This is a genomic window from Thermaurantimonas sp., from assembly GCF_046299575.1.
Taxonomy (GTDB): Bacteria; Bacteroidota; Bacteroidia; order Flavobacteriales; family Schleiferiaceae; genus Thermaurantimonas.
This window is the reverse complement of the sequence record NZ_JBKBHX010000005.1, coordinates 79,850-105,787: the sequence shown is the minus strand read 5'-3', so window position 1 is coordinate 105,787 and position 25,938 is coordinate 79,850. Positions and strand designations below refer to the sequence as shown.

Sequence of the window (25,938 nt, the reverse complement as noted above, 5' to 3'; positions counted from 1 at the left end):
CTCACAAGTTTTTGTTTGGTTATCACAAAATTAAATAAAAATTAAAAGTTGTATATTTTTTTGCTAACAAAATTTTTTATTTCCAAAAATGCTTGACTATCAATTCCATGACCGGCTTGAAAGCCGTAAAAACGATGTGTTAATTTGTACTTTTCTAAAAAATCAGCACTCTTTTTTGCCCATTCAAAGGGTATTACAGGGTCTTCAGTTCCATGAGCGATGAGAATTTCAAGATGTTTTAGTCGCTCGTAAGGCATTTGATCAGGTAACAATTTATTATTAATATATCCGCTCATTGCCACAAGTGCACTCAGCGATTCGGGGTATGTAAGGGTTACGGCATACCCGAGTATCGCTCCTTGACTAAAGCCCATTAAAATAGCCTTACCGGGTTGGAGGCCTAAGTCCTTCATGGTATTTTGTACAAAGGAGTGAATTAGTTCTTTTGAAGCTAAGGCTTCCTCCAGATTCTGACCGATGACGCGGCCATCCGCCGAAAAATCAATGTTGTACCAGCAGTAGCCGCCCCATGACAGGCGATAGGGCGCTCTGAGGGAATAGATGTGCGCATCGGCCGGCAGCTCATTAGCAAAAGAAAACAAGTCCAATTCATGGCTTCCATACCCGTGTACCAGGTAAATAGCTCCTTTAGCCTCTTGACTTGTCGGCTTGCGGTATTGGTAAATCAATCCAGTCTTTGATTCAATCATAATTAAAAATGAGTAATAACTATCGTTTGACAAACAAATATGGATATTATCAAGCGTTTTATCTCATTTTTTCATTTCTTTAGTACTTTTACACAAAGATTTAACATTCACTTGAATGGTAAGAAAAATACTGTTTTCGGTATTTCTTTGGACATCAGGAATTTATATACAAGCACAACTCATTGTAAACAATACCGGCCAGTATCAAAATGGAATGTGGCTGGTAAAAAATATTTTCGTTCAAGATTCCTTAATTGTTTTCTGGTTTGGTCCTCAGCCTCAATGGCCAAACACAAATCAAATAGGTGCTTTTAATGGGGTAAATACCAATATTGGAATTGATACAGGCATCATAATGGTCACCGCACCGGCCACGGATGCCTTGGTAGGGGGGAATGCAGTAGGACCAGGCGGGCCAATGACTGATGCACAGCTACAGGCATTGCAGCAGCAGATGGGCATCACCGGTGGCTTGTTTAGCATTGCGCGAATTGAATTTGATTTTATCAGCTATGCCGACTCATTGGAGTTTGAATATGTATTTGCTTCCAAAGAGTATCAAAGCTATACCTGCACGGCATTTAATGATGTATTTGGATTTTTTCTAACGGGTCCCGGTATTAACAATGCTCCATCTAATCAGATAACAACCCAGAACATAGCTCTTATTCCAGGTACAAATATACCTGTAGCGATCAATACACTGAATGGCGGAGCACCTACCGGCGGAGGAAATGCTGCTATATGCTTGGCGGCTAATCCTAATTTTGTAGCACACAGTATTTATTTTAATAATGCTCCGTTAGGTACTTCTTACAATGGCGCTACCAAGCCACTAAAAGCTGTAGCTAAGGTGCAATGTGGAAATTATTACCGTATAAAACTGGCTATAGCCAACGTAAGTGATAATGCACTGAACTCAGCCGTATTCCTTCGCGCCAATAGTTTCAAAATACCAAAGCTTGAGATGTATCACACCGGAAATAGTCCGGGATATTTAAATAAAGGTGACACGATATCTGAAAGTTGTGGATCATTTCCTATTGTTTTTAAGCGTACGTTCAATACCCAAATTCCGCTGACAATTAAGTTTAATACAGGGGGTACAGCCATAGCCGGTACCGATTATATTGCACTTCCTGATTCATTTGTTATTGCACCTGGTAAAGTTTATGATACACTTTGGGTAACTCCGATTAATAATAAAATTTCACAGCAACCCAGACTACTTTCGTTTAATACATACTACACCTGGAGTCCATGTTACCAATATCCACTGGATACCGTTCGTATCTGGATACGAGACCCAAAACCAATGAATGGCGGTATACTTAATAAAAGCGGATATGATACGGTGTACTGTCCCGGGGATTCGATCAAACTCGAGGTGCTTATGACTGGCGGTGAAGGCAAAGCTTTTGGCTGGTGGGCTGACGGAGATACTAATAAAGTACGCTGGTTTTCGGTATTAAGCGATACCACAGTGTTTTTTTACATTACTGATTCGTGCTACTCCGATACTATTGTTTTGTCTAAAGCACTTTACGCTAATACCAGTAAAGATATTACCATTGAGACCTTAGACTACGGCATTTGCCAGGGTGAAAAGATTCAGATTGAAGCAACTTTCACAGGCGATAAACCACCATTTACCTTCGGATGGCAGGGAGGATTTCCACAAGATACCAGGATGACAGTACAACCGATGGATACAACCTTTTATTACTTTATTGTAACTGATAAGTGCGGTAATGTCAAAGTAGATTCATCCGTAGTTTATGTTTATCCTGAGCCGGAAGCAGCTTTCAGGGCAGAACAAATCAGCTTTGTAGAACTTGCGGTGCAAATGTTTAATAACTCTAAAAAAGCCAATGCATACTTTTGGGATTTTGGCGATGGTAAAACTTCTATATTGCAAAATCCGAAACACATCTATTCGACTCCCGGCTCTTATATCGTTACGCTTGTAGCATCCAATGAATTTGGCTGCCAGGATACAATTCGTAGAAATATCAATGTACGTCGTGATTTTCTCATATATATACCGAACAGCTTTACACCCAATGGCGATGGTAAAAATGACGTTTTTCAGGTTACAGCTGAAGGCATCGAAGGATATCAGATTCAAATTTTCAATCGCTGGGGCCAAATGGTATTTGAATCTAATGATGTAACCAACTCCTGGGATGGAAAGTATTTAAACCAGGATGCACCTCAGGGTTTATATTTGTATAAAATTTTAGTTACATTGAAAAACGACGTTAAAGAAGAGCGTTCAGGCACAATCCATTTAATCAGATAGTTTATGAAAAAACTTCTTGGACTTATTGTAGCAGTTTCAGGGGGTTTAAGTTACTCCGCAAAGGCTCAGCTCACTGTGAGTCAAGCAGCACCTTTATATTCGCCGGTTCCTAATCTGATACAGAATGTTCTTATCGGCACAGGGGTACAGGTGAGTAATATTGTTTCTGTTGGTAATTCAGGCATAGGATTTTTTAATGGTGTAAATTCTAATCTTGGCCTCGATAGCGGGGTGGTGATGTCTACCGGAGGGATTAATCACGTTGTTCCAGGAGGACCTGCAACACCCGTTGGTAATGTAGGAGGTACTGATGCCGATCTACAGGCATTGCTTGTATCTATGGGATTACCTGCAGCTTCAATCAACAACCTGGTGCGTATCACATTCAACTTTGTACCAATGGGTGATTCCATTAAGTTCAGGTATGTTTTTGCATCTCGAGAATACCCTGGTTATACTTGCTCAAGTTACAACGATGTTTTTGGATTTTTTGTAAGCGGACCGGGTATTACTGGTCCATTTTCAAATAATTCCAAAAATATAGCCTTGATTCCAGGAACTAATATTCCTGTTGCGATTAACACTGTAAACAGTGGGGTTCCAAGTGCCGGGAATCCGGCTCCCTGTCTTGCTGCTAATCCAAATTTTGTAGCTCACTCAATCTATTTTGTAAATAACTCTGCGATGACTACTGTTGGAATGCCGGGATTTACAGTGCCTCTTACCGCTGAGACAAAAGTTAATTGTGCCCAAACCTACACAATTAAAATGGCAATTGCCGATGTAAGTGACGGAATTTTAAATTCAGCTGTATTTCTGGAAGCCGGAAGTTTCAAAGGCATAGAGCCGGAACTTCAGACAACCAATCCATTTCCGAATGCACCGAATGATAGTACACTAATTGAAGGATGTAATTATGGCCTTATGAACTTTGTGAGTCAGTTTCCGGCTTCAGATACCACCTACATTTATTACAATGTTTCAGGAACAGCAATTAACGGGCTTGACTACGATACCCTCAATGGAGAAATACGCTTCGAACCGGGTAATACTGCGAAAGGTTTGATCGTATATCCATTTGCAGATTCGATTAAGGAAGGTGTAGAAACAGTTATAATCACCACAGCAGATAGTGGATGTTTTACTGCTGGTGTTACACGCACATTTTATATAATTGATAATGATCCGATTTATGTCAGTAAATTACCTGATACTTTATTTTATTGCGATCTTCCTTTTGAGTATGTTCTGAATGCTGCTCCAGATAGCGGAGGAATTCCTCCATATTTCATTGATTGGACCTATCGAGGGGTAGTATATCCGACGAATGATACTCTCTGGCAATCAAAAACATGGGCTGAAAAAGATTCGGTAGAAGTATTTATTTATGACAACTGCTTTTCAGGACACACTTTTAGAAAGACCATCTACCTGATAAAACCCGATACCTGTCCTAAAGATACCACCCCACCGCCTCCACCACCTCCCACCGGTCCTGAAGAAATCACCATTCCCAATGTGTTTACTCCAAATGGCGATGGTATAAACGATGTGTTTATCGTATTAAAACTCAATACGCATCCATCTGCCCAAATACGTATATTTAATCGCTGGGGGGATGTTGTTTTTGAATCAAATAACTATCAAAACTGCGATGAAGGTAACCCTAGTGCCTGCTGGAATGGCCGACGTCGAAATACAGGTGAACCAGTGCCTGATGGCGTTTACTTCTACGACCTTATAGTAGGTCAAGAAAAATACAACGGTACTATTACTATCACGAGATAAAAAAATCTTATTCCAAAAAAATAGCCGGTTGTTCTTTGCAGCCGGCTATTTTTGTATTATGAGTAAGAGATTTTCCATACGCGTATATGCCATTATCGAATCGGATTCACCCAGCCAGCTAATTGCTACAAGGGAATTTTACAAGGGGGTTGAAATGGTAAAATTTCCAGGTGGTGGATTGCAGTGGGGGGAGGGAGTGTCGGATGCACTTCAGCGCGAGCTGCGCGAAGAGTTAGGTTTAGAGCAATACGAAGCCGAGCAGTTTTATGTTTATGAAAAACCAGTAATTTCAATTTTTGATTCTGAAATATCGGTTATTCCAATCTATTACAAAGTATTCCCGAAACAATCGTTTGAAATTCGAAACGATGAAATTCAGCAACTTATGCCACTTTCCATCTCAGAAAGTTCCATTAAACTGCTTACTTTCGAAAACGATAGGCAAGCGATGCTGTACTATATGCGAAATTTTACAGAAAAATAATTTTTTATGTAAAATCCAATATACAGAATTTTAAATTCTCTCTGTACTGGAAATAATTAAATGCATTAAAAGATTAGAAACTTTTTCAATATTCTTCCCTTTGTTGTCTCTAAAATGACTGTGTAAACACCAGCTGGGATAGTGGGTTTTAAATCAATGGTAGTTTTCTCATTTTTAGATAAGTGGATTTGTTTGTCCAATACAATTTGACCTGTAACATTTATAATTTTTACAAATACATTGTCTGAATATTCTTTTGTTAAAATATTGAGTGTACGATTTTCGATAAAGACTTGAACGTTTTTCGCAAAAACACTCTCTTCATTATATGAAAGTGCGTTAGGACTTATTCTGAAAATAAATCGATCGATGTACGAAGTGTCAGCAAAAAAGTAATAAGGACCGGTTTTTAAATCGTGCAAATTTCCTGTCTTTTTATCGATTAAGTAAAGGTTGTAAGAATTAGTCAGTTTAGAATCGTCGTGAGAAATAAAATATTGCGATTGGTTTAAGTTGGACTGGAAATGAATATTAAACTCTTTATGGCTTACATTATTGGAAAAAGAAAACGTATTTACCGCCAAAGAAGCAGTGCCTGACACGCAGTAAATATTTGGATTTACACCACCGTTTTTAAGTTTTAAAGCATCCCACTCTTCATCATAGCCATCTGTAGCTGTAGGGTGTATTGAGAGCACAACGAAATCAGACTTTGTTGTATCAGAAATCTGAAAAACGCGTAGAATGAAGTAATCTTCTATACCTGATGTTTGAGGTTTATATCGTATTGGAGTAGTTGAAGGAATTATTCCGTTGGTCATGTCTATTGGTCCGGAATGTAAGCTAGCAGGAAGTGAAGTTGTTTTCACCCAAAAAGCCTGCATGGGTGCAATGTAAGGATCAGAAATACCTCCACCACTGTAATATCTGTATACAGGGTTTCCACCATTGTGATCATAAATGTAGAAGGCATTTGCTACGTTGGTTCTGGTCAGCGTTGAAAAGTCCAGAGCACATGTAAGGGGATTGCCTATGAGATTCCAGCCTGTGCGATCTGCCGGATTATTTGAAAGCGTAAAATTTACAGCATTATCCGCAGTCTGGTGTGTAAGAGTTGGAAGGCTTACGGAAGTCAGAGGCATTCCTGTGAAAGATCGCACACCTGCCGATGAGTAAATTCCATATTGACCGACAAAACCGAAATAACCGGTTCCAGGGGTGATTGTGGCTAAATTATTTGGAATATTTACCCAATTCTGTCCATTCCAGGAATAGAAATTTTTGATGTTTGGATGACCTGCGTCCGTGCCAATTGAGCCAAAAAAAGCAGCAGTGCTGGCAGTTAAAGATTGGCTTATCATATTCCATCCCTCTTTCAGAAATTGTTTCTGAACGACCTGACCAGTTCCGGAAATAATCCCAGTACATTTTAGCATTGCGTATTGTGTGGCTGATGTTGCTTCCAGTGTGATTGTGCCATCTACTATTAAATTACCTTGAGAATCAAAAGCATTGTTAATTGTAAGATTATTACCCGAATTTATTGTAACAGGCACACCGCTAAGTGCTTCAATACGATTTATGGTAATATTTCTGTTTATGACTACACCCGCAATGTTTTCAACCCTAAGTTGTATGTTGCTACCAAAAGAAAGAGAGCCATCGCCACTTATTTGCTGTATCGAAGTGCCGGTGAGTCTTAATGTGGCATTTGATGAAGGATTGAAATTCAGCGATGCTCCTGTTTGTACTATTATATTTCCACGTATCTGGCTATTTGCATTAATGTTAAAATTTACTGTGCCTGATGTGATGATGAATGAATTCATAGTTACAGTCGAGCTACCCGAATAGGTGGTCGAACCGGGAATGTTTACTTCAAAATCTGCATATATGCGGTCAGCTAGTGCTGGTGAACTACCGGTTTGTTGTACAAATCTGCTTCCTGATTGAAATATCACGATGGAATTTGGTGCACTTACACCAAAGGGATTACCCCCTGCTTCGAAAACATATTTCGATCCGTTTTGAAAAATTACAGAATTGAGAGTTGATCCTGAATTTCCGAAAGCATTTCCGGTAAATCCCGTGGTGGCTCTTAATGATCCCCCGTTTTTAAAAACAATCTGATCCTGATTATTCACTCCGGGAAGTAGTCTGTGTGCACTTCCTGTTAAAACTATTTCTCCATTTATTTCAGCTGTGGCACCACTGAGTATTTGGATTGTAATAGCCTGAGATCCAGATAATGTAAGTTTACAAGTGGTGCATACAGCCAGATCCTCTCCCACAGAACCAATTATGTTGATTGTAACAGCAGAACTTGAAGTAAAAGTAATGTCGGCACCTGTTTGTAAAATAAGTTGTCCTACTGTGTAAGGGGATGTTATGCCATCGAGGGCTATTGTTGCAGTTGAGTTAAATATAAGTAGATCATCATTCGAAGGTACATTTCGTGTTGGAGTCCAATTAAGTGCATTGATAAACTGGTTGTTCTGCGAACCATTCCATGTGTAGGCAACTTGACTATATAGAAAAAAACTGTTTAAACCCAATGAAATTTGAATGCTAAATCTAATAAGATTTTTCATATCAAATCCATTTGTAATAGTCAAATTTAAAAATATTTTTTGTTGAAATTTATTGTGGGAAACAAAAAAAATTAGTTTTTAAAAAACTATGTACCAATAACACGGATTTCCCGGAAGTTCTTAAACTAAAAACCAGATTGCTTGTGCTTTAAACTTGGATGATTGATGCTACAAGGCTTGCTTTTGATAGATTGATATTTTGAAACTATACAAACCAAATCCTGGTAGAATTTTTTGTAGCGGAACTTTTTCAAAATTCCACAATTACTCCGATTGACGGCAGGGCTGGACCTGTTGAACTGTTGGGAATCAGACGAGTGAGATATCTCGATGGATCATTGGGATTAACAATAGGTTGCCCATTTTCATCGCGCACAGCGTCAAATCGTGGAGCTCCCTGAGGAGCTAAGCCGAGAGCATTCTGAATGTCGAAATATACATTTAAGTTGTAGCGCGCGAAAAACCACTTTTTGTCGATGCGAGCATTTAGGCGGTGAAAGCCCTCGACGCGCTCTGAATTGATGCGCGAAAAATCTAAGAATCCAAAGGAATTGTTTTGAAAGTTAGGAATAAAGCCTGATTTTATGGTATCAATAGGCGTGTATGGTGCCCCTCCGAGATACTGATACTGAAATCCAAATTCCCAATTTCGACCGAATTTTTTACCAAAAGTGGCTGTGGCTATCAATCTGTTGTCCCATGCTGAGGGGCGATAGATGCCATTTCTGTCCTGAAACTCACTGCGTACAGCCGTGATGGCAAGTATCCCGAAAAATCCTTTGTAGAGCTTTTGCTGGTAGCTCAGCTCTACTCCATAGGCACGTCCCTGGTTGTTAAACACGGCAGGTGCATTTCCGATCACGCCAAAGTCGCTGCCAAGGTTTGCCAGCGATACACTGTCGCGCAGAAGAAACGGGTAATTGAAATACTTTTTCAAAAATCCTTCAATGGCCACTTTGGCAGTGGTACTGGGGAACCATGAAATACCCGTGATGTAGTGGTCGGAACGGATGTAGCGGGCTGAAGTGTTCACTAGGTTTCCGACATTGTCGCGGAAGCCAAGGGTTGGGAAGGGGGGTAGTTGGTAATAAATGCCCCAATTAGCATTGAGAGCCCAGCGGTCTGTCAGGTTGTAAGCCAAAGATATTCGGGGAGAAAGTTGATTGAGCGGATTGCCCATATGTTCGTTGAAGTTAAGACCTTCAGTACGTATCCCTACTGAGTAGTCGAGTCTGCCCTTCAGTGATGTGCCCGATACTTGTGCAAAGGCTCCATACTTGTAACGCACAAGCTCGGAGGCATAGTCAAGTACAAAGCCATTGGCAAAACGGCGGTCAGTAGTTGCTGTTGAGTATTTTACCTGCTCGAATAGTCCGCCGGTGGTTACTTTCAGCTTGCCTACACGCGCTACATTTTCCACGCGCAGTTTGTTTTCAATCTCTCGGCTTTGGTAGTCGAGAAGTTTCAGTAGGTTTTCGTTGTTATCTGGATATTTAAATGCTTCATTATTGAGCATAAAGCGGCTGAGCACCACATTGGTAAAGGAGTTTTTACCAAAATAGGTGTAACGGGCTCCGATGGAGTAATTCCACTGATTGAACACGGGCAAATAGGCTAAAATGTATCGCTGCTCTTCTGTACTGTTGGCATTTGGATTCAGAGGAGCGTAGTCTAAGGCACCGAGACCAAGAATCACCAATTGGCTCTTTTCACTCAGCTTGGTTCGGGTTTTAAACTGAAAATCATTATATGTAGGCAGGAATGGCAGCTCGAGCAGCGAAAAGAGAAATTGCAAATACGATCTGCGGGCTGATGCAATAAATGATGTGTTATTCGTCAATGGTCCATCCACAGTAAGGCCGGCCTCCGATGCACCTACTTGAAAGACGTATTTCAATTTCTCTTCGTTACCCTCTTTGAGCTTGATGTCCATTACTGACGATAGAGCATTGCTCCTTTCAACCGGAAAGGCTCCTGTATAAAAATCTACCTCTCTGATGGTTTGCACGTTGATTAGACCCACCGGGCCACCACTGCTGCCCTGCGTGCCGAAATGGTTGATCGATGGAATTTCGATACCGTCGAGGTAAAAACGGTTTTCGTTAGGTGCGCCACCGCGTATGATGATGTCGTTTCTAAAGTTAGGTGTGCTTGCCACACCAGGCAGAGACTGAATGACGCGTGAGATATCTTGATTAGCTCCCGGGTTGCGTTGTATTTCATTGATTCCGATTGTATTGAGCGACACAGGACTCTCTTGTGAGCGGTTAAAGCTGTTTTGGGCAGTCACGGTCACTTCGCCTATTTGGGCTGTATTTTCCCTGAGTTTGAAGTTTACAATCGCTGGTCGCGCTTGGCTCACTTGCACTTCAAATTCGGTTTTAGGCAAGTAGCCAATATATGAGGCCTCGATGTTGTAAAGCCCAACTGGCACACCTGTAATTTCATATTGACCTTTTTCATTAGTGGTCGAACCTTTGTTCATTCCTTTGATTACCACATTTGCAAAAGGGAGTGGCTCATTGGTAATGGCATCGGTCACTGTACCCCGAACAACGCCCGTTTGTCCATATAAAAATCCTATAAAATTTATGTGGGCAACAACTGCGGTGAACTTTTTCATGTTTCATGTTTTATTGTAGTAAATACTATTAAATTGAAATATTGTTTTGGCAGGTTTATTATAAAATTATAAAAAGTGATGACCAAATATGACTTAATCAAAGAGGTGCTGGAAAAGCTCGATGCTTTCTGGGAAGATGCTTCACAAACAGATAAAAATTTATCTGCCTTCGGAAGGTACATCAATGCTACAAAAACTGAAGATAATCACTTGCGTTACATCCATTCAAATACTGGCAAGCTTTCATCACTAGGCTATCTGCTCGCAAAAATGTGCAGGTATGCGCGCTATTACAACAAAGAACTGCTCAAATACACCGAGTTTTCTACCCCTGAAGAGTTTGGTCTGGCTGCAAGCCTACTACATGGAAAAACTCCGCGCAAATCTGAATTGCTCAGCCGTGAGGTAATTGAAATACCTACAGGCATGGCTACTATTAAAAGGCTTGTAACCAAAGGCATCCTGCTTGAAATAAACGACACTGATGACCGTCGCGCGCTTCGTATTGGTCTTACGCCCTACGGACGCGAAAAGGTACTCGAAGCCTTCAAAGTACTTTATCCATTAAACGAAATAATTGCTGGCCCTTTACAACAAAGTGAAATCGAACAACTTTTAGATTTACTTGCCAAGCTCGACGATTATCATTTTAAAAATCACGAAAACAATTTACACAAAATACTATCAAACTATGAATATGAACAGCCAAAAACCAGAAACAATCGCTGATAACACCATCGTGGAGATCAGTTACGAATTGAGAGAAAGCGGTCCACAAGGCCCTTTGCTCGAGATAATGAGCGAAAATTGGCCATTGAAATTCTACTTCGGTGCCGGAGTGATGTTATCAGCATTCGAAAATAACCTTCGAGGTCTTAGAGAAGGAGAGAGGTTTTCCTTTACCCTTACTGCTGATGAGGCCTATGGGCGTATAAAACCCGATCTGATCAGGGAAATTAATTTAAGTGAATTGCCTGAAACAGAGTATTTCCCAAATCGAGTATATGAAAAGGGTGACTATGTTCAGTTTCAGTTCAGCCCCTCCGAAAATCCACTTACGGGTGTGGTTACTGAGGTGTTGCCAAATTCAATTGTAGTAGATTTTAACCATTCCATGGCCGGCAAAGACTTGCACTTCTCAGGTCGGGTACTTTTCATAAGGCAACCATCGGCTGACGAAGCAGTTCAGAAGCGCTACATTGAGCCAAATGGAGTGCGCAGCAGCAGTCGACTTTCTGATGGTAGTGATAAATATTTATTTGATTAACCTTTAAAAATTACCAGGTAATGATAGCAGAATCACTCGAAAAGCTGTTTAACGAACAAATTTTAATAGAAAACACAGCATCAACTGAATATTTAAAGCTTGCAATTTGGTGTGCATCAAACGGCTTTGACAATGCCGCAAAATTCTTCTTTAAACAAAGCGAAGAGGAGCGTGGCCATATGCTCAAGCTCGTGCACTACCTGATAGAGAGAGAAGGTAAGGTGGTAATCGAACTGCCTAAAAATCGAGAACAAAAAATTGAAGGCATTTTCGATGTTTTACAGGCCTTCTATCACAACGAACTCAATGTTACAAAATCGGTCAATGCATTGGTAAGCGCAGCAACGGCTTCTGGCGACTACAACGCCTTGCAATTCCTCCAATGGTATGTGCAAGAGCAGCACGAAGAAGAGACTCAGGCACGCTCTCTAATCGAAAAAGCCAAGCTCATTGGCAATGAAGGGCCCTACAAATACCTGATCGACCAGATGCTTGCTGATGCAGAAGGTAAATGATGATACCCAAGAGAGCGGTTTCTAAATTCTTCGGTATTTCTGATAAATTCCAATATTGAAATTAAAGCCGAGACGAAAAGTCACTCGGCTTTTTTGCCAATTGTCCATTCCGTAGGCCAATTGAATTTTAAAGATTTTAAAAAGGTTTTCAAATCCTATAAATGGCTCAAAATAAATGTTTTCTGCTTCAGTAGAGAGCAAGTTTAAGCCGGCTACGGTGTGGATATTCAGCCGGCTAAAGCTCTTCCAGTTGTTAAACAATGCTCCACCGAATCGATGGATGTAGTGAAGCTCAAAAAAGTATTCATCCGTACTGAAATCGTAATACCGCAGGGTGCGAAATTGCCTGATGTCGCTCCAGCGGTCGGAAGTGGGTTGCAAAAAGAGCGTCTGAATACCGTTAAAGTGTTTAAAATCAATAAAAGGCACATTAGTTTTTTGGACAAATCGCCCATATTGCACGTCCAAGGTACTTACTCCATATCGAGAAATGCGCCTCTTGAGCTGCAGACCAAATGTGATTTGGTCAAAGTCAACAGTCGAGTTGAGAGCTTTTACACCTTTTCTGTAGTTGAGAAAATAGGTAGGCCTTTCGGATTTTAATGGAATTTTGCGTCCATTTGCGTCTAAATAATAACGTCCCGGCTGCCAGCTGATATCCAGGTCGAAGGTCAATCCCCAGTGATTTTGGAATCCATCAGCTGTAATAGCTGGCGGGTGATCAGGATTGTTTGGCAAAAAAGTACCAGAGTCCCATAACGGGCTACGAATTAATGTATTGTTCAGAGACCTCCTATGTGAATGTTCGGCCAAAAGTCGAATGTCGAAGGATCTAACGGATATGCTAAAAACGCCTTTTATAAACGATTTTTCATAAAAACTGGCGTAATTTTCATTCAAAAAAAGGGAATAAAAAGAATTAATTACAGGTAAAACTGGGTCGTTTTCATTTATTTGAAAAATGGTGTTTCCAAATGTGATTTCTCCTTTTCCATTGTATCGATGCAGAAAATTCCAGGTGAGTGATTGTTTCCATCGCAAGTAGTCCATAGCAATAGACGGACGTACCTCAACATTATATGTTAATTTACTCCACCCTGTACTTGAAATACTTGCACCTAATCGCACGTAAAAAGATTCTACTGCATTAAAGCCAACTCCGCGCCAAAAGGGTTGAACTACTATTAAATTCTTTCCTCCACGTATCGGAAGTTTTAATCCTGATGTTAGAATGGTTTTAAACGGATATCTCAATGCATATTTAAATAAGGAATCCTGGATAATACCTTGCTTTTTTTTAAGGTAATAAGTGATTTCCTCGTCACGTATTATTCTTTGCTCTGGGGTCAAATCAACCTCTGAAAAATCAGCTGTATCGCGAATTTCAATTTGTGTAAATTTTTGAAAACTGTGGTGGAAGTTTTCCGCTGAATTATCGGTATAAACATGAATGACGTGTCTGCCAGTATATTGCTGTACACTGTAGTGAAAGGCGTACCAATAATTGATGGGATAATAAATGTCTTTTATCCTTTTAAAATGCATCTCTATTAGCAGACTATCCGCTAAATTTAGCTTGTTGTTACTCTCTGCTTTTAACCTAATTTTTGCAATTTGGCTCGTAGCAGAATCAATTAATACAGTGCCTGAAAAAAAACTACCAAATCGGTTTTTTGGATGGAAGTAGAATTGATAAAAAATACCTGAATCACTCTCTATTTTGGCTTCATAAAAGTATTGGTAGCTCATGTAATTTTTCCACTGAAATGGTAGTAAATAATAATTAGCCTCAATGGTAGGAATTTGAATGTACCTCTTATAAGGATTTAATAAATATTGTGTAACCGAAATAATGGGATAATCGTGTACCTTTCCAAACTCTGAAAGTTTGTAAATAAATTCTCTGTGAATAGAATTGTCGTGTTTTAAAAAGCCTTCAGCCAGTCGAAGATAAACCAATCCTGTATCAGAAATATTAGGCAATAATACTCCACCTAAAAATGGAATTTTCGAAGGATAGTTGTCGATAAATATTTCTGATGATTTTATAAAATGTAGATCAAGTTTTGATATTTTTCTATCAAATTCAGTAGCTTTGTTTAGCGTAAGAAATAAAATTTTTATAGCCGATTCTTCATTTGTTTTTACATGTAATTGTCCATGAGCTGAAATGTAAGCCAGTAATCCAAAAAATAGGATGAGAATTCTTGCCACTTTATAGTGTTTTATCAAAAAGCTGGGCTACGCTGTTATACGTAATAGGATGATAGTTTTTTGCTGCATCTTTAAAGATGGATTTAGCCAGCTGAATTTGATTTTTCTTTATCAATTCTTTATAAATTGGTATGACAAATTTTCTCCTTCCTGTTTGTATGGTAAATTGTTTCATTGCACCCAAGGCAGGCTTATAATTGGTTTCAATACAAAGCAAAAACCAGAAAGCTAATATTTCAGAATTTTTAGACTGAGTAAAATGAAATTGATTGTCTAATTTTTTACATAATTCTTCATCGATTTTACCTTTTAAATTTTGCAAGAAATAAATAAATTCTAATGCAGTCCATCGGTTAGTTACGGGTACTATTTTTGTTTTCAGAAAGGATACTGCTGCACTTTCAATAGCTGAAAATTTTGTCGAATTCGGTTTGGCTATATTTGGTGGTAATCCTGGTTCATATATCCAGGCTTCAACATTAATTTCTTCCCAATCTTTTTTCTTCAAAAGGTTTGCTTTTAGAAATTCTAAAAAATCTTCTGTGGTTACGCTTTTAAATTTATAAGTTTCAAAGTATTTTTTTAAGAATTCGTCGAAAAATCTACGTCCCACTTTTTTTTCAATGGTTCGCAAGAAGAAATATCCTTTTTCGTAAGCAATTGGGCCTACAGCGTCATCTGGATTTTTTCCATCTAGTTTTGCTTTTAAAATAGTTTCATCAGGAGGAAGGGTATTTAATGCACCTATTAGCTCATTGTATGAGAGTTGGGCAAGCATTTCGGCATATTCCACACCGTAAATTTGCTCCATAATGCGCAGCTCAAAATAGACGGTAAATCCCTCGTTGAGCCAGAAGTCATTCCAGGTAGCGTTGGTAACCAGGTTGCCAGACCAAGAGTGGGCCAGTTCATGGGCTACAAGTGAAACCAGCGATTTATCGCCGGCTATAACTGTAGGAGTAACGAAAGTGAGTCTTGGGTTTTCCATCCCACCGAATGGAAAGGAGGGAGGCATGACGAGTAAGTCGTATCGATCCCACAGGTAAGGTCCGTAAAGCGATTCGGCCGCAAGAATCATTTTTTCTACATCGCTAAATTCTTGATGTGCAGCATCGATCAATTCAGGTTCAGCGTATATACCGCTTCGATCACTTACGACTTTGAATTCGAAGTCACCTACTGCCAGTGCCATTAGGTACGAAGGGATAGGTTGCTTCATCGAGAAGGTATAAATACCATCTGGCGACTTTTCTTGTGGATTTTCGGCACTCATTAGTGCAAGCATACCTTTTGGAACTTTCACGCGGGCGCTATAGGTAAAACGAATGGAAGGGGAATCCATACAGGGCAGCCACGAGCGCGCGAGTATTGCCTGGCTTTGCGTAAATAATATAGGATAACGCTTGCCAAGTGTTTGATTTACCTCGAGCCACTGTAGGGCAGCAGGATGCTCGAGTGTTTCGTATTCTATGGCGATTTTCTGAACCTTTGGATTGAGTACTATTTTTATCCATCCACCCCTAACGGTATCCACCTCATGCTCTTCGAAGGGGAGTAAATGTCCGTTTTGGTCTTTGATGGATAGAATTCTCAGCCCGTTTTCATCTAAAACGAGCGTATCCTTTTTGTATTCAAGTGTCCATGTAGCAACTGCCTTTATTTTTCGGTGGATGAAATCAATTTCAGCATCCCAATCGAGGTGAGTAAGCCTAGTACCTGAGAGATCGGCAAAAGAGTGTGGATCTGTAATTTGATTCATTACTTGCGCTTTTTGAAATTTATGGTTACAGCTGATCAGCTGTGTAACAATAATTAGCAGACTTAGCTGCAGTTGTTTCATGTTTTAATAGGTCTAAAGTAGTAAAAAGGTAAAATTACATTGAACAAAGCTCGGAACTAAGCTATGTAGTAGAGAAATAAAAATTCAGATTTCAGTCTGCTTTAAAAAACTTCCAAAAAACTATGGTCCAGCCGACAATCATCAAAACTCCACCTACTGGTGTGACTGGACCCAACCATCGCAAGGGAAAGCCTATAATATTTTGAAGGTTTAAAAAATAAATCGAAAGGGAAAACATCAAAACACCAACAAAAGCAATGTATAGACCAGATGTGATATTTTGTTTCTGATTTTCAGCCGTTGTGTGCAATCCGAAGGAAATAAATAACAGGGCATGGAGCAGATGGTAAAAAACACCGGTTTTAAAGCTTTCAAGTTGGTTGACGGTCAAGTGAGCTTTCAATGCATGTGCTGCGAGTGCACCTAATACAATGCCGGTAACTAAGAGAAAGAGCCCGATGAGTAGAAATCTTTTATTTTTCATGTTCGTTGATAAACTCCAAGAAAGATTGCTTCGAGATTTCGAAATCAAATACCGAAGTGAGAGCTCGATAATTAATTCTGTCGAGAGTGTATGAATAGCAGTCTTTTAAGAGTTGTAATCGGGTCAAATCGTAGGTAAGCAGTCGGGCTAATACTTTAAGTTCTTGTGTATTTGTATTGTGTTTTTCTACATATTCTCTGATGAGCATCATTCGCTCAAATTCAAATTCCGCTTTTTTTACGGCATCTACGGTTTTGTCGAAAGGCGGAGTTTCATCTATTGTGGGTAGTGGAGCGGTGAGGTTGGTGTCAGATCTGCCAGGCATGTTCTGAGAGGGGATTGATGACGTTTGTCGCAAGGTGGTATCTACTTTTTGAGGTTGAGGCTTTTCGATGTTTTGCGAAAGAGCAGGAAGTGAGGTTGATGCAGCTAGATTAGGTCGCTTAGTCAGTACACTTGATAAATGGATGTTTGTCTTTTCCTTAAAAATTTCAATTGAATCTGGTAGAGCATTTAAAATGCCGCGGTAGTATAAAGTATATTCTCCGCTTTTGCCTTTTTCAATTACAAAGTGGTGATTGTCGGGTGTGGAGGGAATCTTTTTTTGAAGGAGTAGGGAGTCTTTTTTCAGTAATACAAAAAAAGTTGTTTGATCTTTTTTGATTGGAGCCGCAGAAGAAATGGTCCATTTTCGTGCATAGAAAAAGGAGTCGATTCCAAAAGCAAATTCGACTCTATCGGGCGAAGTGATCACTACATGTTGGCAAAACAGTTGTGATGCCAACAGCATTCCAACCCCTGAAAGCCCCAAGCTCAGTCGCATCGATCTATCGGGCAATGTTAACAGCTCTTGTTTCGCGAATTACAGTCACTTTTACTTGACCGGGGTAGGTCATTTCGTTTTGAATGCGTTGTGACAGCTCGAAAGAGAGCTCTTGAGAGCGGGCATCGCTGATTTTCTCGCTCTCCACCATAACGCGCAGTTCTCTACCTGCTTGTATGGCATAGGCTTTTGTAACGCCTTCGTAGCTCATGGCCAGGTTTTCGAGATCTTTCAATCGCTGTAGATAACTTTCCATCACCTGACGGCGTGCACCTGGGCGGGCTCCTGAAATGGCATCGCACACTTGTATTATGGGTGAATAGATAGAAGTCATTTCAATCTCGTCGTGGTGTGCTCCTATGGCGTTACACACATCGGGTTTTTCACCGTATTTCTCAGCCCACTGCATGCCGAGCAATGCATGCGGCAGGTCGGTTTCTTCCATTGGTACCTTGCCGATGTCGTGCAGCAGTCCTGCGCGCTTGGCGATTTTTGGATTCAATCCAAGCTCGGCAGCCATTACGGCGGATAGATTTGCCACCTCGCGCGAGTGTTGAAGCAAGTTTTGTCCGTACGACGAGCGATATTTCATTCGGCCTACGATTTTTACCAATTCGGGATGCAAACCGTGAATGCCAAGGTCGATCACGGTGCGTTTACCAACTTCGGCGATTTCGTCTTCTATCTGTTTAGTCACCTTAGCCACTACTTCTTCGATACGGGCTGGGTGAATGCGTCCATCCGTTACGAGGCGGTGGAGCGAAAGTCGAGCGATTTCACGGCGAATGGGGTCGAAGCACGAGAGGATAATGGCATCCGGTGTATCGTCCACTATGATTTCTACGCCTGTTGCTGCCTCGAGGGCACGTATGTTTCGACCTTCGCGACCTATTATTCGGCCTTTTACTTCTTCATTGTCAATATTAAATACTGACACGGCATTTTCTATGGCTACTTCGGTACCGATGCGTTGAATGGTTTTGATCACCACCTTGCGCGCCTCTTGGGCAGCTGTCATTTTAGCTTCTTCTAAAGTATTCTGTATGTAAATAGAAGCCTGGCTTTTTGCTTCGTCTTTGAGCGTTTCGATCAGCTGTGCTTTTGCCTCTTCGGCTGTGAGCCCGCTGATGACTTGCAGCTGGTGGATTTGCTGCTGGCGCAGTTTTTCTACTTCCTGATTTTTGCGCTCCAATGCTTCTGTTTGTCGCTCGATTTGTTCGAGTTTGCGGGCCAGTTCCTTTTCTTTTCGGTTGACTTCTTCAAGCTGAGCGTTTACACGGGCTTCTTTTTCGCGCGTTTTCAGTTCTGTTTCCTGAATTTTTTTCTCGCGCTGGGCTACAGCTTTTTCATGCTGGTCTTTAAGCTCGAGAAATTTCTCTTTTGCCTGCAGAATTTTCTCTTTTTTTATAGCCTCAGCTTCTTGCTCAGCTTGGCGAATAATGGCTGAGCCTCGCTTGAGCAATCTCTTTTTAGCAATTGTGCTATTTATAAACCAACCGGCTGCTATGCCGGATAGGAGGGATGAAAGGGCAATTACGATTTCCATAATTTTCAAAACTTAAAATAAAAAAACCCGCACTGAATGCGATGTCTAAACTCCGTTAGACACGTTTAGGATGCCGGTGTAGCTTCAAGCTTTCGCTGGAACCCGGAAAGTTCACCTACCACAGGTATAGGTTGCGACCTGCTTTAGTCTCACCAGGCTGTGCTCCTTATCGGATTTTCTGTTGAGTTTAGCACATAGTTCTTCAGTGCGGGCAATCAGGTAAATAAAGAACGTTAGGCCGACGGAATGTCTTGTACACCTGAATCGAGCAAGGAGTAAATTTCAGAGAGCTGAAACTCGAGGTTTTGAGCTTCTTCTTGCTGTTTCTTCTCGGTAGTAAGCAGTTTGTTGGCCAGCTGCAGGGCACACATGGCAAGCAGGTCTTGCTTTGATGCCACATCATAACTGCGCTCAAGTGCGCTCAAGCTGTCTTCTATGAGTTTTACAGCGTTGCGCACAGTCTGCTCTTCTGAGCGCTTAATCTTTAAAGGATACCAGCGCCCAGCGATTTGTACTTTTATTTTAAGGAACTCTCCTGATTGTACGTCCATAATTTATTGCTCTATCAGTGCAAGACATTTGTCGATTTCCCGCACTAATTCATTAATTTTTGATTTGGCCTGAAGTGAATGGAAATGTTCGCTTCGGTCCAAATCTGTTTGAAGGGAGTTTTGGAGCTCTAATATTCGCGCATTTTCGCTCTGCAACTCTTGAATACGCTTCTTCAGTCGAGCTACCTCTGCTCTTAGTCGAAAATTTTCATCTCTGAGTGTATTTAATTGGTTATATGCTTCTAAAGCTCTGCTTTTCAGCTTATTAACCACTAACTCCAGAGAATTCATCTTCGACTTTCACCTTCGTTGCAAAGGTAGAATGTTTGTTTCGCTTTACAAAGCAAATAAAGCAACTCTTTAATCAGTTTTTTTAAAAAGCTGATTTTTAAAATATTAGCATTACTGTGCGATTTCCGAAATTTTTTACTCCTAGTGAGCTTTTTGTGTATTTGCGGTGTATTGAATCACTCTTTTAAAGGATTTAGCCGGAATTATTGTATATATATTATTACAAACTCCTATTGTTTATTTGAACCAATGGAAGTTGTTTGCTGAAGGCTTACGAGTCTACTTGCTGGTTTAAAAAAAGCTTTTCCAGCTGTACGGCTATTTTTCGATCATTCGACAGTCGCGGCAGCTTATTCTGACCACCGAGCTTTCCGATGGATTTCATATATTGGTTAAAAGCGTTTTTTGGAAGCATTCTTATCACTGCAGGGCGAAGGATTTTTCCGGTGATGAGGTCTTTGTAATACACATTTTTGTCTTGCATGGCTTGGTCGAGGGTAAGAGCGAAAGCCGACATGTCAGCGGGCAATTCATCAAATTCAATCCACCACTCGTGATAAGGAAGTCCGCCTTCAGGAGGGGTTACCTGGGGGGCTACCGTAAATTCGTTAACGCGCCCTCCGTGTGTTTTAATGGCCTGGCTTATTGCATATTCTACTTCACTGCCTATCACGTGCTCACCAAAGGCCGAGATAAAGTGTTTAATTCGACCACTTACACGTATGCGATAGGGCGAGGTCGAAGTGAATTCGATGGTATCTCCGATGTTGTAGCCCCAAAGTCCGGCGTTTGTATTAAGAATTACTACATAATGTACTCCTGTCTGTACTTCGCCAATATGGTATCTTGGGGGATTCGGTTCAAAAAATTTGTCGGCGGGTATAAATTCAAAGAAAATTCCGCCATCGAGCAAGAGCAAAAGATCACGATTATTTGGATGATCTTGATAGGCAATAAATCCTTCAGAAGCAGGATATAGCTCTAATGTATCGATGGGCTTGCCAATGAGCTTTTCAAAAATCCTCTGATATGGCTCAAAAGCCACTCCGCCAATCACCAATAGTGAAAAATTTGGAAACACTTCACTTACGGTGGCTTTGCCCGTATAGTGCAGCAGGCGCTCGAAGTACATCTGCACCCAGGGCGGTATACCGCTAATGAGGCGCATGTCTTCCTTTATCGTCTCGCGAACGATCGCTTCTACCTTTGCTTCCCAATCTTCGATGCAATTGGTCTCCCACGAAGGCATGCGGTTGCGCTGCAAATAGGCAGGTACATAATGGGCTACTATGCCCGATAAGCGACCTGTTTTGATGCCATTAGTATCCGATAATATTGGGCTACCTTGAAGGAAGATCATTTTGCCGTCCACAAAGTCGGCCTTACCGCTTCGGTGAATGTAGTGCAAGAGCATGTTGCGCGCCCCTGCGATGTGATAGGGCATAGATTCCCGACTGATTGGGATGTATTTCGTGCCTGAGGTGGTTCCCGATGTTTTCGCAAAATAGAGGGGTTTGCCGGGCCAAAGTACATCTGATTGGCCGGCCATAATTTTTTCAATGTATGATTTCAGCCCTTCGTAGTCTTTAATGGGAATGCGCTTTTTGAAGTCGTCGTAATTTCTTATTGAGGCAAAGTCATGGTCTTTGCCGTATTGAGTATGTTTGGCCTTATTTACCAGCTTTTTAAGCCAGCGCATTTGAATCTCTACTGGTCTAGAAGCCCATCGTTCGGTAGAGCGTACCACGTGAGCTGCATATAATCGGGCAATTGAAGATTTCAGTGACATTTGCCAAAGTTAGAAGTTAATGAAAAGTTGAGGATTGATCGGTTGGCCTTTCTGCCACAATTCGAATGCAAAGATGGGTCGGCTATCAGCTTCTTTTGAGCTCTCTACAAAAGAAAGCACTTCGCCGGTCTGCACGTTTTGACCTTTTCGCTTAAGCGGAAAGGCAAGATTTCGATACACTGATATCAGATCGTTTGCATGCTGAATGATCACAATGTAATTCCACGTGGGGTTAAATTCTGAGTAAATCACTGTACCATCGAGCACCGATTTTACCGCCTCTCCGTTGCCTGTGGCTATTTCGATGTGATAGCGCTTACTCTCTGAATCAAAACCTTGAATAACACTGCCTTTCACTGGTCTGAACAACAATAATGCTGCTATAAATTGCTCTCTGCTGATGGGCTGGAGGTTGTACATCTCTTCTTGCTCGATTTCGTATCGAAGCAAGCTGTCGTATTTGCCTATACTCAGATCGATCTTCTTTTTGTTTTCTTCCGTAAGCTGTCGAATGTTTACGCTGTCTTTGTCCACTTCAATTTCGCCGTTTATTACCGCTTGTATGGTCTTTAAATACTGGTCGGTATAGGCCAGTTGCTGTTGAAGTGAGTCAGCAAGCCGGGCATTTTGTATAGCAAGTCGCTTAAGCTCAGTGCTCGAATATCCCGGGATGTATTCTCTTAAAGGAGTAAAGGCAATAATAAACGTGGTAGCAATAACCAGCAGCAAGCTGCCTCCTGCTACTACCGTAAAAACGATGGGCTTGGTGAGCTTAACGGAAAATCGCTCCTCGAAGTTTTCATCGTTGAGGATTACCAGGCGGTAGCGGTTTCTGAGCGATTTTGATATGCGGGCGCGTAATGACATTGCTGCAAAGTTATCCAAAAGTACATGCAGTGTTAAGACTTGTGCATGTTTTAAGGGCTTATCAAGAATTTACTTATGTTTATATTTCCGGTAAATTTGGTTTAGCGTTTTGAGGATTTTTAAATCATTGTTTGGTGAATATCGCGAAAAGTAATCAAGAGAAATAAAAGAAGACATTTCAAAGTCCAACTTTGAGATGTAATCAGATAAATTCACAATGCTTTTATGCGATTCTCCTTGCCCAATCAGTTGTAATTTCCCCGTTAAAATATCTTTGATATCTCTCCAATTAATTGTGATTTTTCTTCTTAAAAATGGGAAAAATAAAGGAATAAAAAAAACAACAAAAACAAAGTCGAAAAATCGCTTTAAAAAAGGTATATTCTTTAAATCTTTGTCTTTAACATTATTCGATATATTAATCACTATATCATCACCTATAAATGTATCTTCTTTTGGAATTTTAAATAGCATTTTTACAGAAGTTTTTTGAAGTTTTTCAGTCAATGAAATGGCCTTTGAAAAAGAGATAGAATCTGTATCAAAGAGCACGTAATCAGGCTTGAAAGCCGATAGTAAAATCTTAAAAGAATCGAGAGAAGTTTCTAATACTTTAATATCAAAATAAGCAGTATTCCGAAAGTGCATAGAACACGCATTGAGCTCATGAACTGAGCTTGTAATTATCCAAACTATCAAATCCCTTTTTGTAAGATCTGGTTGTATGATTTTTAAAAATTTCAGTAAATTTCTGAAAATAATCACCCAAAATAAGGCTAACAAAGTGCCCAAAACCATGATGGCTCGCGAAAACCGCCAACTCTCCGGACTTAATCCGTAAAAAAGAGTAATAATCAAAAATCCTATACCCAAGCCACGAAGAGCATCCGAGAGTTTTTGTTCTTTTTTGTACCCACCTGACATAAAAATACTGAGTATCAAAACAATCGAATACAATGGTAAGATGCCATATACATACTCAGGTGGATATTCTCCTCCTGAAATGAAACGGTGATTTTTTTCCCAATAGTCGTGAATGTACCAAAATCCGGCATAAAAAGCTAATAGTTCTATCACAGGAATTCCAATGGTTTGAATTAAGCGTTTCAACGCTGCTCCTATAGCCGTCAGTAGTATGCCAAAACTGATTAAAATGTGATAGAAAAAGGCATTTCCTTTACCAAAATATTTGGCCGAAAAAATGGCCATAGCTTTATAAAAAATATATACATAATTGAGCGAGCCTTTTTTAGTGCTCTCTCCTTTAAAATGAATAATTTTATCTTCAGCTATGTAGTAGTTTTTAAATCCGTTTTGAATTACCTGATATGAAAAATCAATATCTTCGCCATACATAAAATATTCTTCAGGCAGATAGCCAATGCGCTCAGCCACTTCTGTACGCACCAGAAGAAAGGCACCAGCCAGAATTTCGACATACTGGTTTTCAAGTGGCGACGTATGCCCAAGATAATATCTGTTAAATACTTCTGATCGAGGAAAAAGTCGATATATTCCACTGATTTTGAAGAGTGATACCAAAGGTGCAGGCATACCGCGCTTGCTCTCCGGCAAAAAATGACCTTTGCCATCGAGCATCCGAATTCCAGCTGCCCCTACCTCTGGATGAGCCTCCATTATGCGCTTACATGTATCAAAGATCGTTTCCGGCAATACCGTATCAGGGTTGAGCATAAGAAGATACTTCCCCTTAGCTAATCGCAGAGCCTGATTGTTTGCCTTTGAAAATCCTATGTTTTCATCGTTTACAATCAGCTTTACTTCAGGAAAATTCTCCCTGACCATCTTTACTGAGTCATCGGAAGAGGCATTGTCAACCACCCATACCTCTACTTTGTGCTTACCAATGGCGTTAAAAACAGAGTAAAGACAAAGTTTAAGATAGGCAGATACATTGTATGAAACAATCACTACCGAAAAGTCAGGCCTTACCTCCATGCGCCGGGAGTTGTAATCTGTGGCTGTATGTAACTCAAATACATCAGCCGGTATAGGTCAAAGAGCCATAGCTTCGGATGGCCGTGCAAAATGTGACTTTCTAGTTCTTTGCCAATAAGCGAATACAAAACCCTTAGGATCACATGAAGCCCGGTAGCTCGTACCCGTGCATATGCCTTGTACATGCGTACTTCCTCATCAACCTTACCTGACGCCATCATGCGTGATAAATTTTGCAAGGCCTCTTTCGTCTTTTCTAAAAAAACCTCATTGCTGTCGATTTGGCTGTGGCAAGCGGCATTGTCGATGTGCAGTATAGGCACGAAATTGTACTTCAAGTCATACCCCATCATTGTATCCTCATGCCCATAGCCTACAATTTCGGTATGCTTTGGTAGTTTTAGATATATTTCTTTGGGAATCAAAAAGTTAAATGTAATAAACGAACTGTATGGGGCTGAGTTGCGGTCAGTGGCAGCCACTACCTCACTGCGCAAACCATAACGATAGCGCAATTTCTTTTTCTCAGCTTTAGAAAGCGTTGCACAATAGTCCACCCCACCACAAATCACTACGCCAGGCTTCAAATTCGACAGGTAATTATTTACAAATGACCTGTGAGTGATCACGGCATCTTCGTCCAAATACAATAGCCATTCATAACGAGCCTTTGAAGCCAGGTAATCTCGATTGCCTCTTCTACCCAGATTAACTGGGTTAATCGATGCATGTACATGCTCCAGCTCGTTAAGGTGTGCATAAGCTGATGCCATCTCAGAATCAGGGTCATCGTCGGCCACTAAAATTTCAAATGCGATGCCCAGCTCCGTGCACTGGCTGTGCAGCTCGCGTACTGTATTTGTAGGATTGTAATTGTAGGTCGGTATCAGTATCGAAATCATAGCTATCAGTGTACCGGCGTAAAGATAGACAGCCAATTCCCTCAGCCCACCATTTTTGAAGGCCAAAGAGGCAAAAGGTTTTTTTATTTATTAAAGCTCTTCTCAGGCGAAGTGCCTTTTTGTCTTCGTAAAAGAACTTTGAAAAATCTACTCATGCGCCTTTGCTTCAGTTCCTCTAAACATTAATTGAAAAAAGGAGCTCCAATCAGTTTAAGGCCTGTAATTTCAGTCGGCTACTTTCGACGTTGTCTGCGACTTTCCGTTTATATTCGCTATGATCTGTCATGCAAGACATAACTTACCACCTTCGAATTGATAAAGGTTGACAGAAAATTAGTAGGTCTCTTATTTAGTATTTCAACCCCGGACTGATAGAGGTTGAATAACTTTTA

20 protein-coding genes are annotated in these 25,938 nt (G+C 40.6%); 6 read left to right on the top strand and 14 right to left on the bottom strand.

All coding sequences use genetic code 11. The annotated features are described in order from the left end of the window. Nucleotides 1-41 precede the first annotated feature (41 nt). Nucleotides 42-710 (bottom strand): alpha/beta hydrolase, encoded by a 669-nt coding sequence (locus ACK4EX_RS08025; RefSeq protein WP_409771562.1) that lies wholly within the window; start codon nucleotides 708-710, stop codon nucleotides 42-44. A gap of 115 nt (nucleotides 711-825) precedes the next feature. On the opposite strand from ACK4EX_RS08025, the gene ACK4EX_RS08020 reads away from it, so the two are divergent. From ACK4EX_RS08020 to ACK4EX_RS08010, 3 genes are read left to right on the top strand one after another with little or no spacing between them, the layout of a single operon-like run. Next, the gene (locus ACK4EX_RS08020; RefSeq protein WP_409771560.1) at nucleotides 826-3,012 is read left to right on the top strand and encodes a choice-of-anchor L domain-containing protein; all 2,187 of its coding nucleotides are present in this window, start codon (nucleotides 826-828) and stop codon (nucleotides 3,010-3,012) included. 3 nt (nucleotides 3,013-3,015) lie between these two features. Continuing rightward, nucleotides 3,016-4,800 carry a choice-of-anchor L domain-containing protein gene (locus tag ACK4EX_RS08015; RefSeq protein WP_409771558.1) on the top strand — a complete coding sequence of 595 codons (1,785 nt, stop codon included), beginning with the start codon at nucleotides 3,016-3,018 and terminating at the stop codon, nucleotides 4,798-4,800. 58 nt (nucleotides 4,801-4,858) lie between these two features. Next, nucleotides 4,859-5,284, top strand: a complete 426-nt coding sequence (locus ACK4EX_RS08010; RefSeq protein WP_409771556.1) for an NUDIX hydrolase — start codon at nucleotides 4,859-4,861, stop codon at nucleotides 5,282-5,284. A 65-nt stretch (nucleotides 5,285-5,349) separates the two neighbouring features. Here ACK4EX_RS08010 and ACK4EX_RS08005 read toward each other — a convergent pair whose 3' ends face one another. Both ACK4EX_RS08005 and ACK4EX_RS08000 read right to left on the bottom strand, forming a co-directional pair. Further along, nucleotides 5,350-7,875, bottom strand: a complete 2,526-nt coding sequence (locus tag ACK4EX_RS08005) for a T9SS type A sorting domain-containing protein (protein ID WP_409771553.1) — start codon at nucleotides 7,873-7,875, stop codon at nucleotides 5,350-5,352. A gap of 250 nt (nucleotides 7,876-8,125) precedes the next feature. After that, the gene (locus ACK4EX_RS08000) at nucleotides 8,126-10,498 is read right to left on the bottom strand and encodes a TonB-dependent receptor (protein ID WP_409771551.1); all 2,373 of its coding nucleotides are present in this window, start codon (nucleotides 10,496-10,498) and stop codon (nucleotides 8,126-8,128) included. A 78-nt stretch (nucleotides 10,499-10,576) separates the two neighbouring features. Between ACK4EX_RS08000 and ACK4EX_RS07995 the strand changes: the two genes are divergently transcribed. Genes ACK4EX_RS07995 through ACK4EX_RS07985 form a run of 3 tightly spaced genes read left to right on the top strand, consistent with a single transcriptional unit; the run spans nucleotide 10,577 to nucleotide 12,280 of the window. Next, nucleotides 10,577-11,227, top strand: a complete 651-nt coding sequence (locus tag ACK4EX_RS07995) for a MarR family winged helix-turn-helix transcriptional regulator (RefSeq protein ID WP_409771548.1) — start codon at nucleotides 10,577-10,579, stop codon at nucleotides 11,225-11,227. Then, complete coding sequence (locus tag ACK4EX_RS07990; protein WP_409771546.1) at nucleotides 11,190-11,765, top strand: peptidylprolyl isomerase; 576 nt, start codon at nucleotides 11,190-11,192, stop codon at nucleotides 11,763-11,765. Before ACK4EX_RS07995 ends, ACK4EX_RS07990 begins: the two co-directional genes overlap by 38 nt. Before the next feature lie 20 nt (nucleotides 11,766-11,785). After that, nucleotides 11,786-12,280 (top strand): ferritin, encoded by a 495-nt coding sequence (locus ACK4EX_RS07985; RefSeq protein WP_409771544.1) that lies wholly within the window; start codon nucleotides 11,786-11,788, stop codon nucleotides 12,278-12,280. A 21-nt stretch (nucleotides 12,281-12,301) separates the two neighbouring features. Here the strand turns inward: ACK4EX_RS07985 and ACK4EX_RS07980 are convergent, their stop codons facing one another. From ACK4EX_RS07980 to ACK4EX_RS07930, 11 genes are all read right to left on the bottom strand, one after another. Further along, the gene (locus ACK4EX_RS07980) at nucleotides 12,302-14,494 is read right to left on the bottom strand and encodes a DUF5686 family protein (RefSeq protein WP_409771541.1); all 2,193 of its coding nucleotides are present in this window, start codon (nucleotides 14,492-14,494) and stop codon (nucleotides 12,302-12,304) included. Nucleotide 14,495: 1 nt separating this feature from the next. Next, on the bottom strand, nucleotides 14,496-16,253 hold the full coding sequence (locus ACK4EX_RS07975) for a M1 family metallopeptidase (RefSeq protein WP_409771540.1): 1,758 nt from the start codon (nucleotides 16,251-16,253) through the stop codon (nucleotides 14,496-14,498). Nucleotides 16,254-16,425: 172 nt separating this feature from the next. After that, nucleotides 16,426-16,818, bottom strand: a complete 393-nt coding sequence (locus tag ACK4EX_RS07970) for a DUF423 domain-containing protein (protein ID WP_409771537.1) — start codon at nucleotides 16,816-16,818, stop codon at nucleotides 16,426-16,428. Next, entirely contained in the window at nucleotides 16,808-17,641 is an 834-nt protein-coding gene (locus ACK4EX_RS07965; RefSeq protein ID WP_409771535.1) for a DUF4476 domain-containing protein, read from the bottom strand. The genes ACK4EX_RS07970 and ACK4EX_RS07965 overlap by 11 nt, the downstream gene beginning before the upstream one ends. 4 nt (nucleotides 17,642-17,645) lie before the next feature. Then, nucleotides 17,646-19,187, bottom strand: a complete 1,542-nt coding sequence (gene rny, locus ACK4EX_RS07960) for a ribonuclease Y (protein ID WP_409771532.1) — start codon at nucleotides 19,185-19,187, stop codon at nucleotides 17,646-17,648. A 233-nt stretch (nucleotides 19,188-19,420) separates the two neighbouring features. Continuing rightward, nucleotides 19,421-19,738 carry a cell division protein ZapA gene (locus tag ACK4EX_RS07955; RefSeq protein WP_409771530.1) on the bottom strand — a complete coding sequence of 106 codons (318 nt, stop codon included), beginning with the start codon at nucleotides 19,736-19,738 and terminating at the stop codon, nucleotides 19,421-19,423. Between the two features lie 3 nt (nucleotides 19,739-19,741). Further along, complete coding sequence (locus ACK4EX_RS07950) at nucleotides 19,742-20,029, bottom strand: hypothetical protein (RefSeq protein WP_409771528.1); 288 nt, start codon at nucleotides 20,027-20,029, stop codon at nucleotides 19,742-19,744. 271 nt (nucleotides 20,030-20,300) lie between these two features. Next, on the bottom strand, nucleotides 20,301-21,818 hold the full coding sequence (locus ACK4EX_RS07945) for a GH3 auxin-responsive promoter family protein (RefSeq protein ID WP_409771525.1): 1,518 nt from the start codon (nucleotides 21,816-21,818) through the stop codon (nucleotides 20,301-20,303). 9 nt (nucleotides 21,819-21,827) lie between these two features. Continuing rightward, nucleotides 21,828-22,685 (bottom strand): murein hydrolase activator EnvC family protein, encoded by an 858-nt coding sequence (locus ACK4EX_RS07940; RefSeq protein WP_409771523.1) that lies wholly within the window; start codon nucleotides 22,683-22,685, stop codon nucleotides 21,828-21,830. A 69-nt stretch (nucleotides 22,686-22,754) separates the two neighbouring features. Then, complete coding sequence (locus tag ACK4EX_RS07935; RefSeq protein ID WP_409771521.1) at nucleotides 22,755-24,644, bottom strand: glycosyltransferase family 2 protein; 1,890 nt, start codon at nucleotides 24,642-24,644, stop codon at nucleotides 22,755-22,757. Beyond that, nucleotides 24,635-25,612 carry a glycosyltransferase gene (locus ACK4EX_RS07930; RefSeq protein WP_409771518.1) on the bottom strand — a complete coding sequence of 326 codons (978 nt, stop codon included), beginning with the start codon at nucleotides 25,610-25,612 and terminating at the stop codon, nucleotides 24,635-24,637. Before ACK4EX_RS07930 ends, ACK4EX_RS07935 begins: the two co-directional genes overlap by 10 nt. Nucleotides 25,613-25,938: the final 326 nt, after the last annotated feature.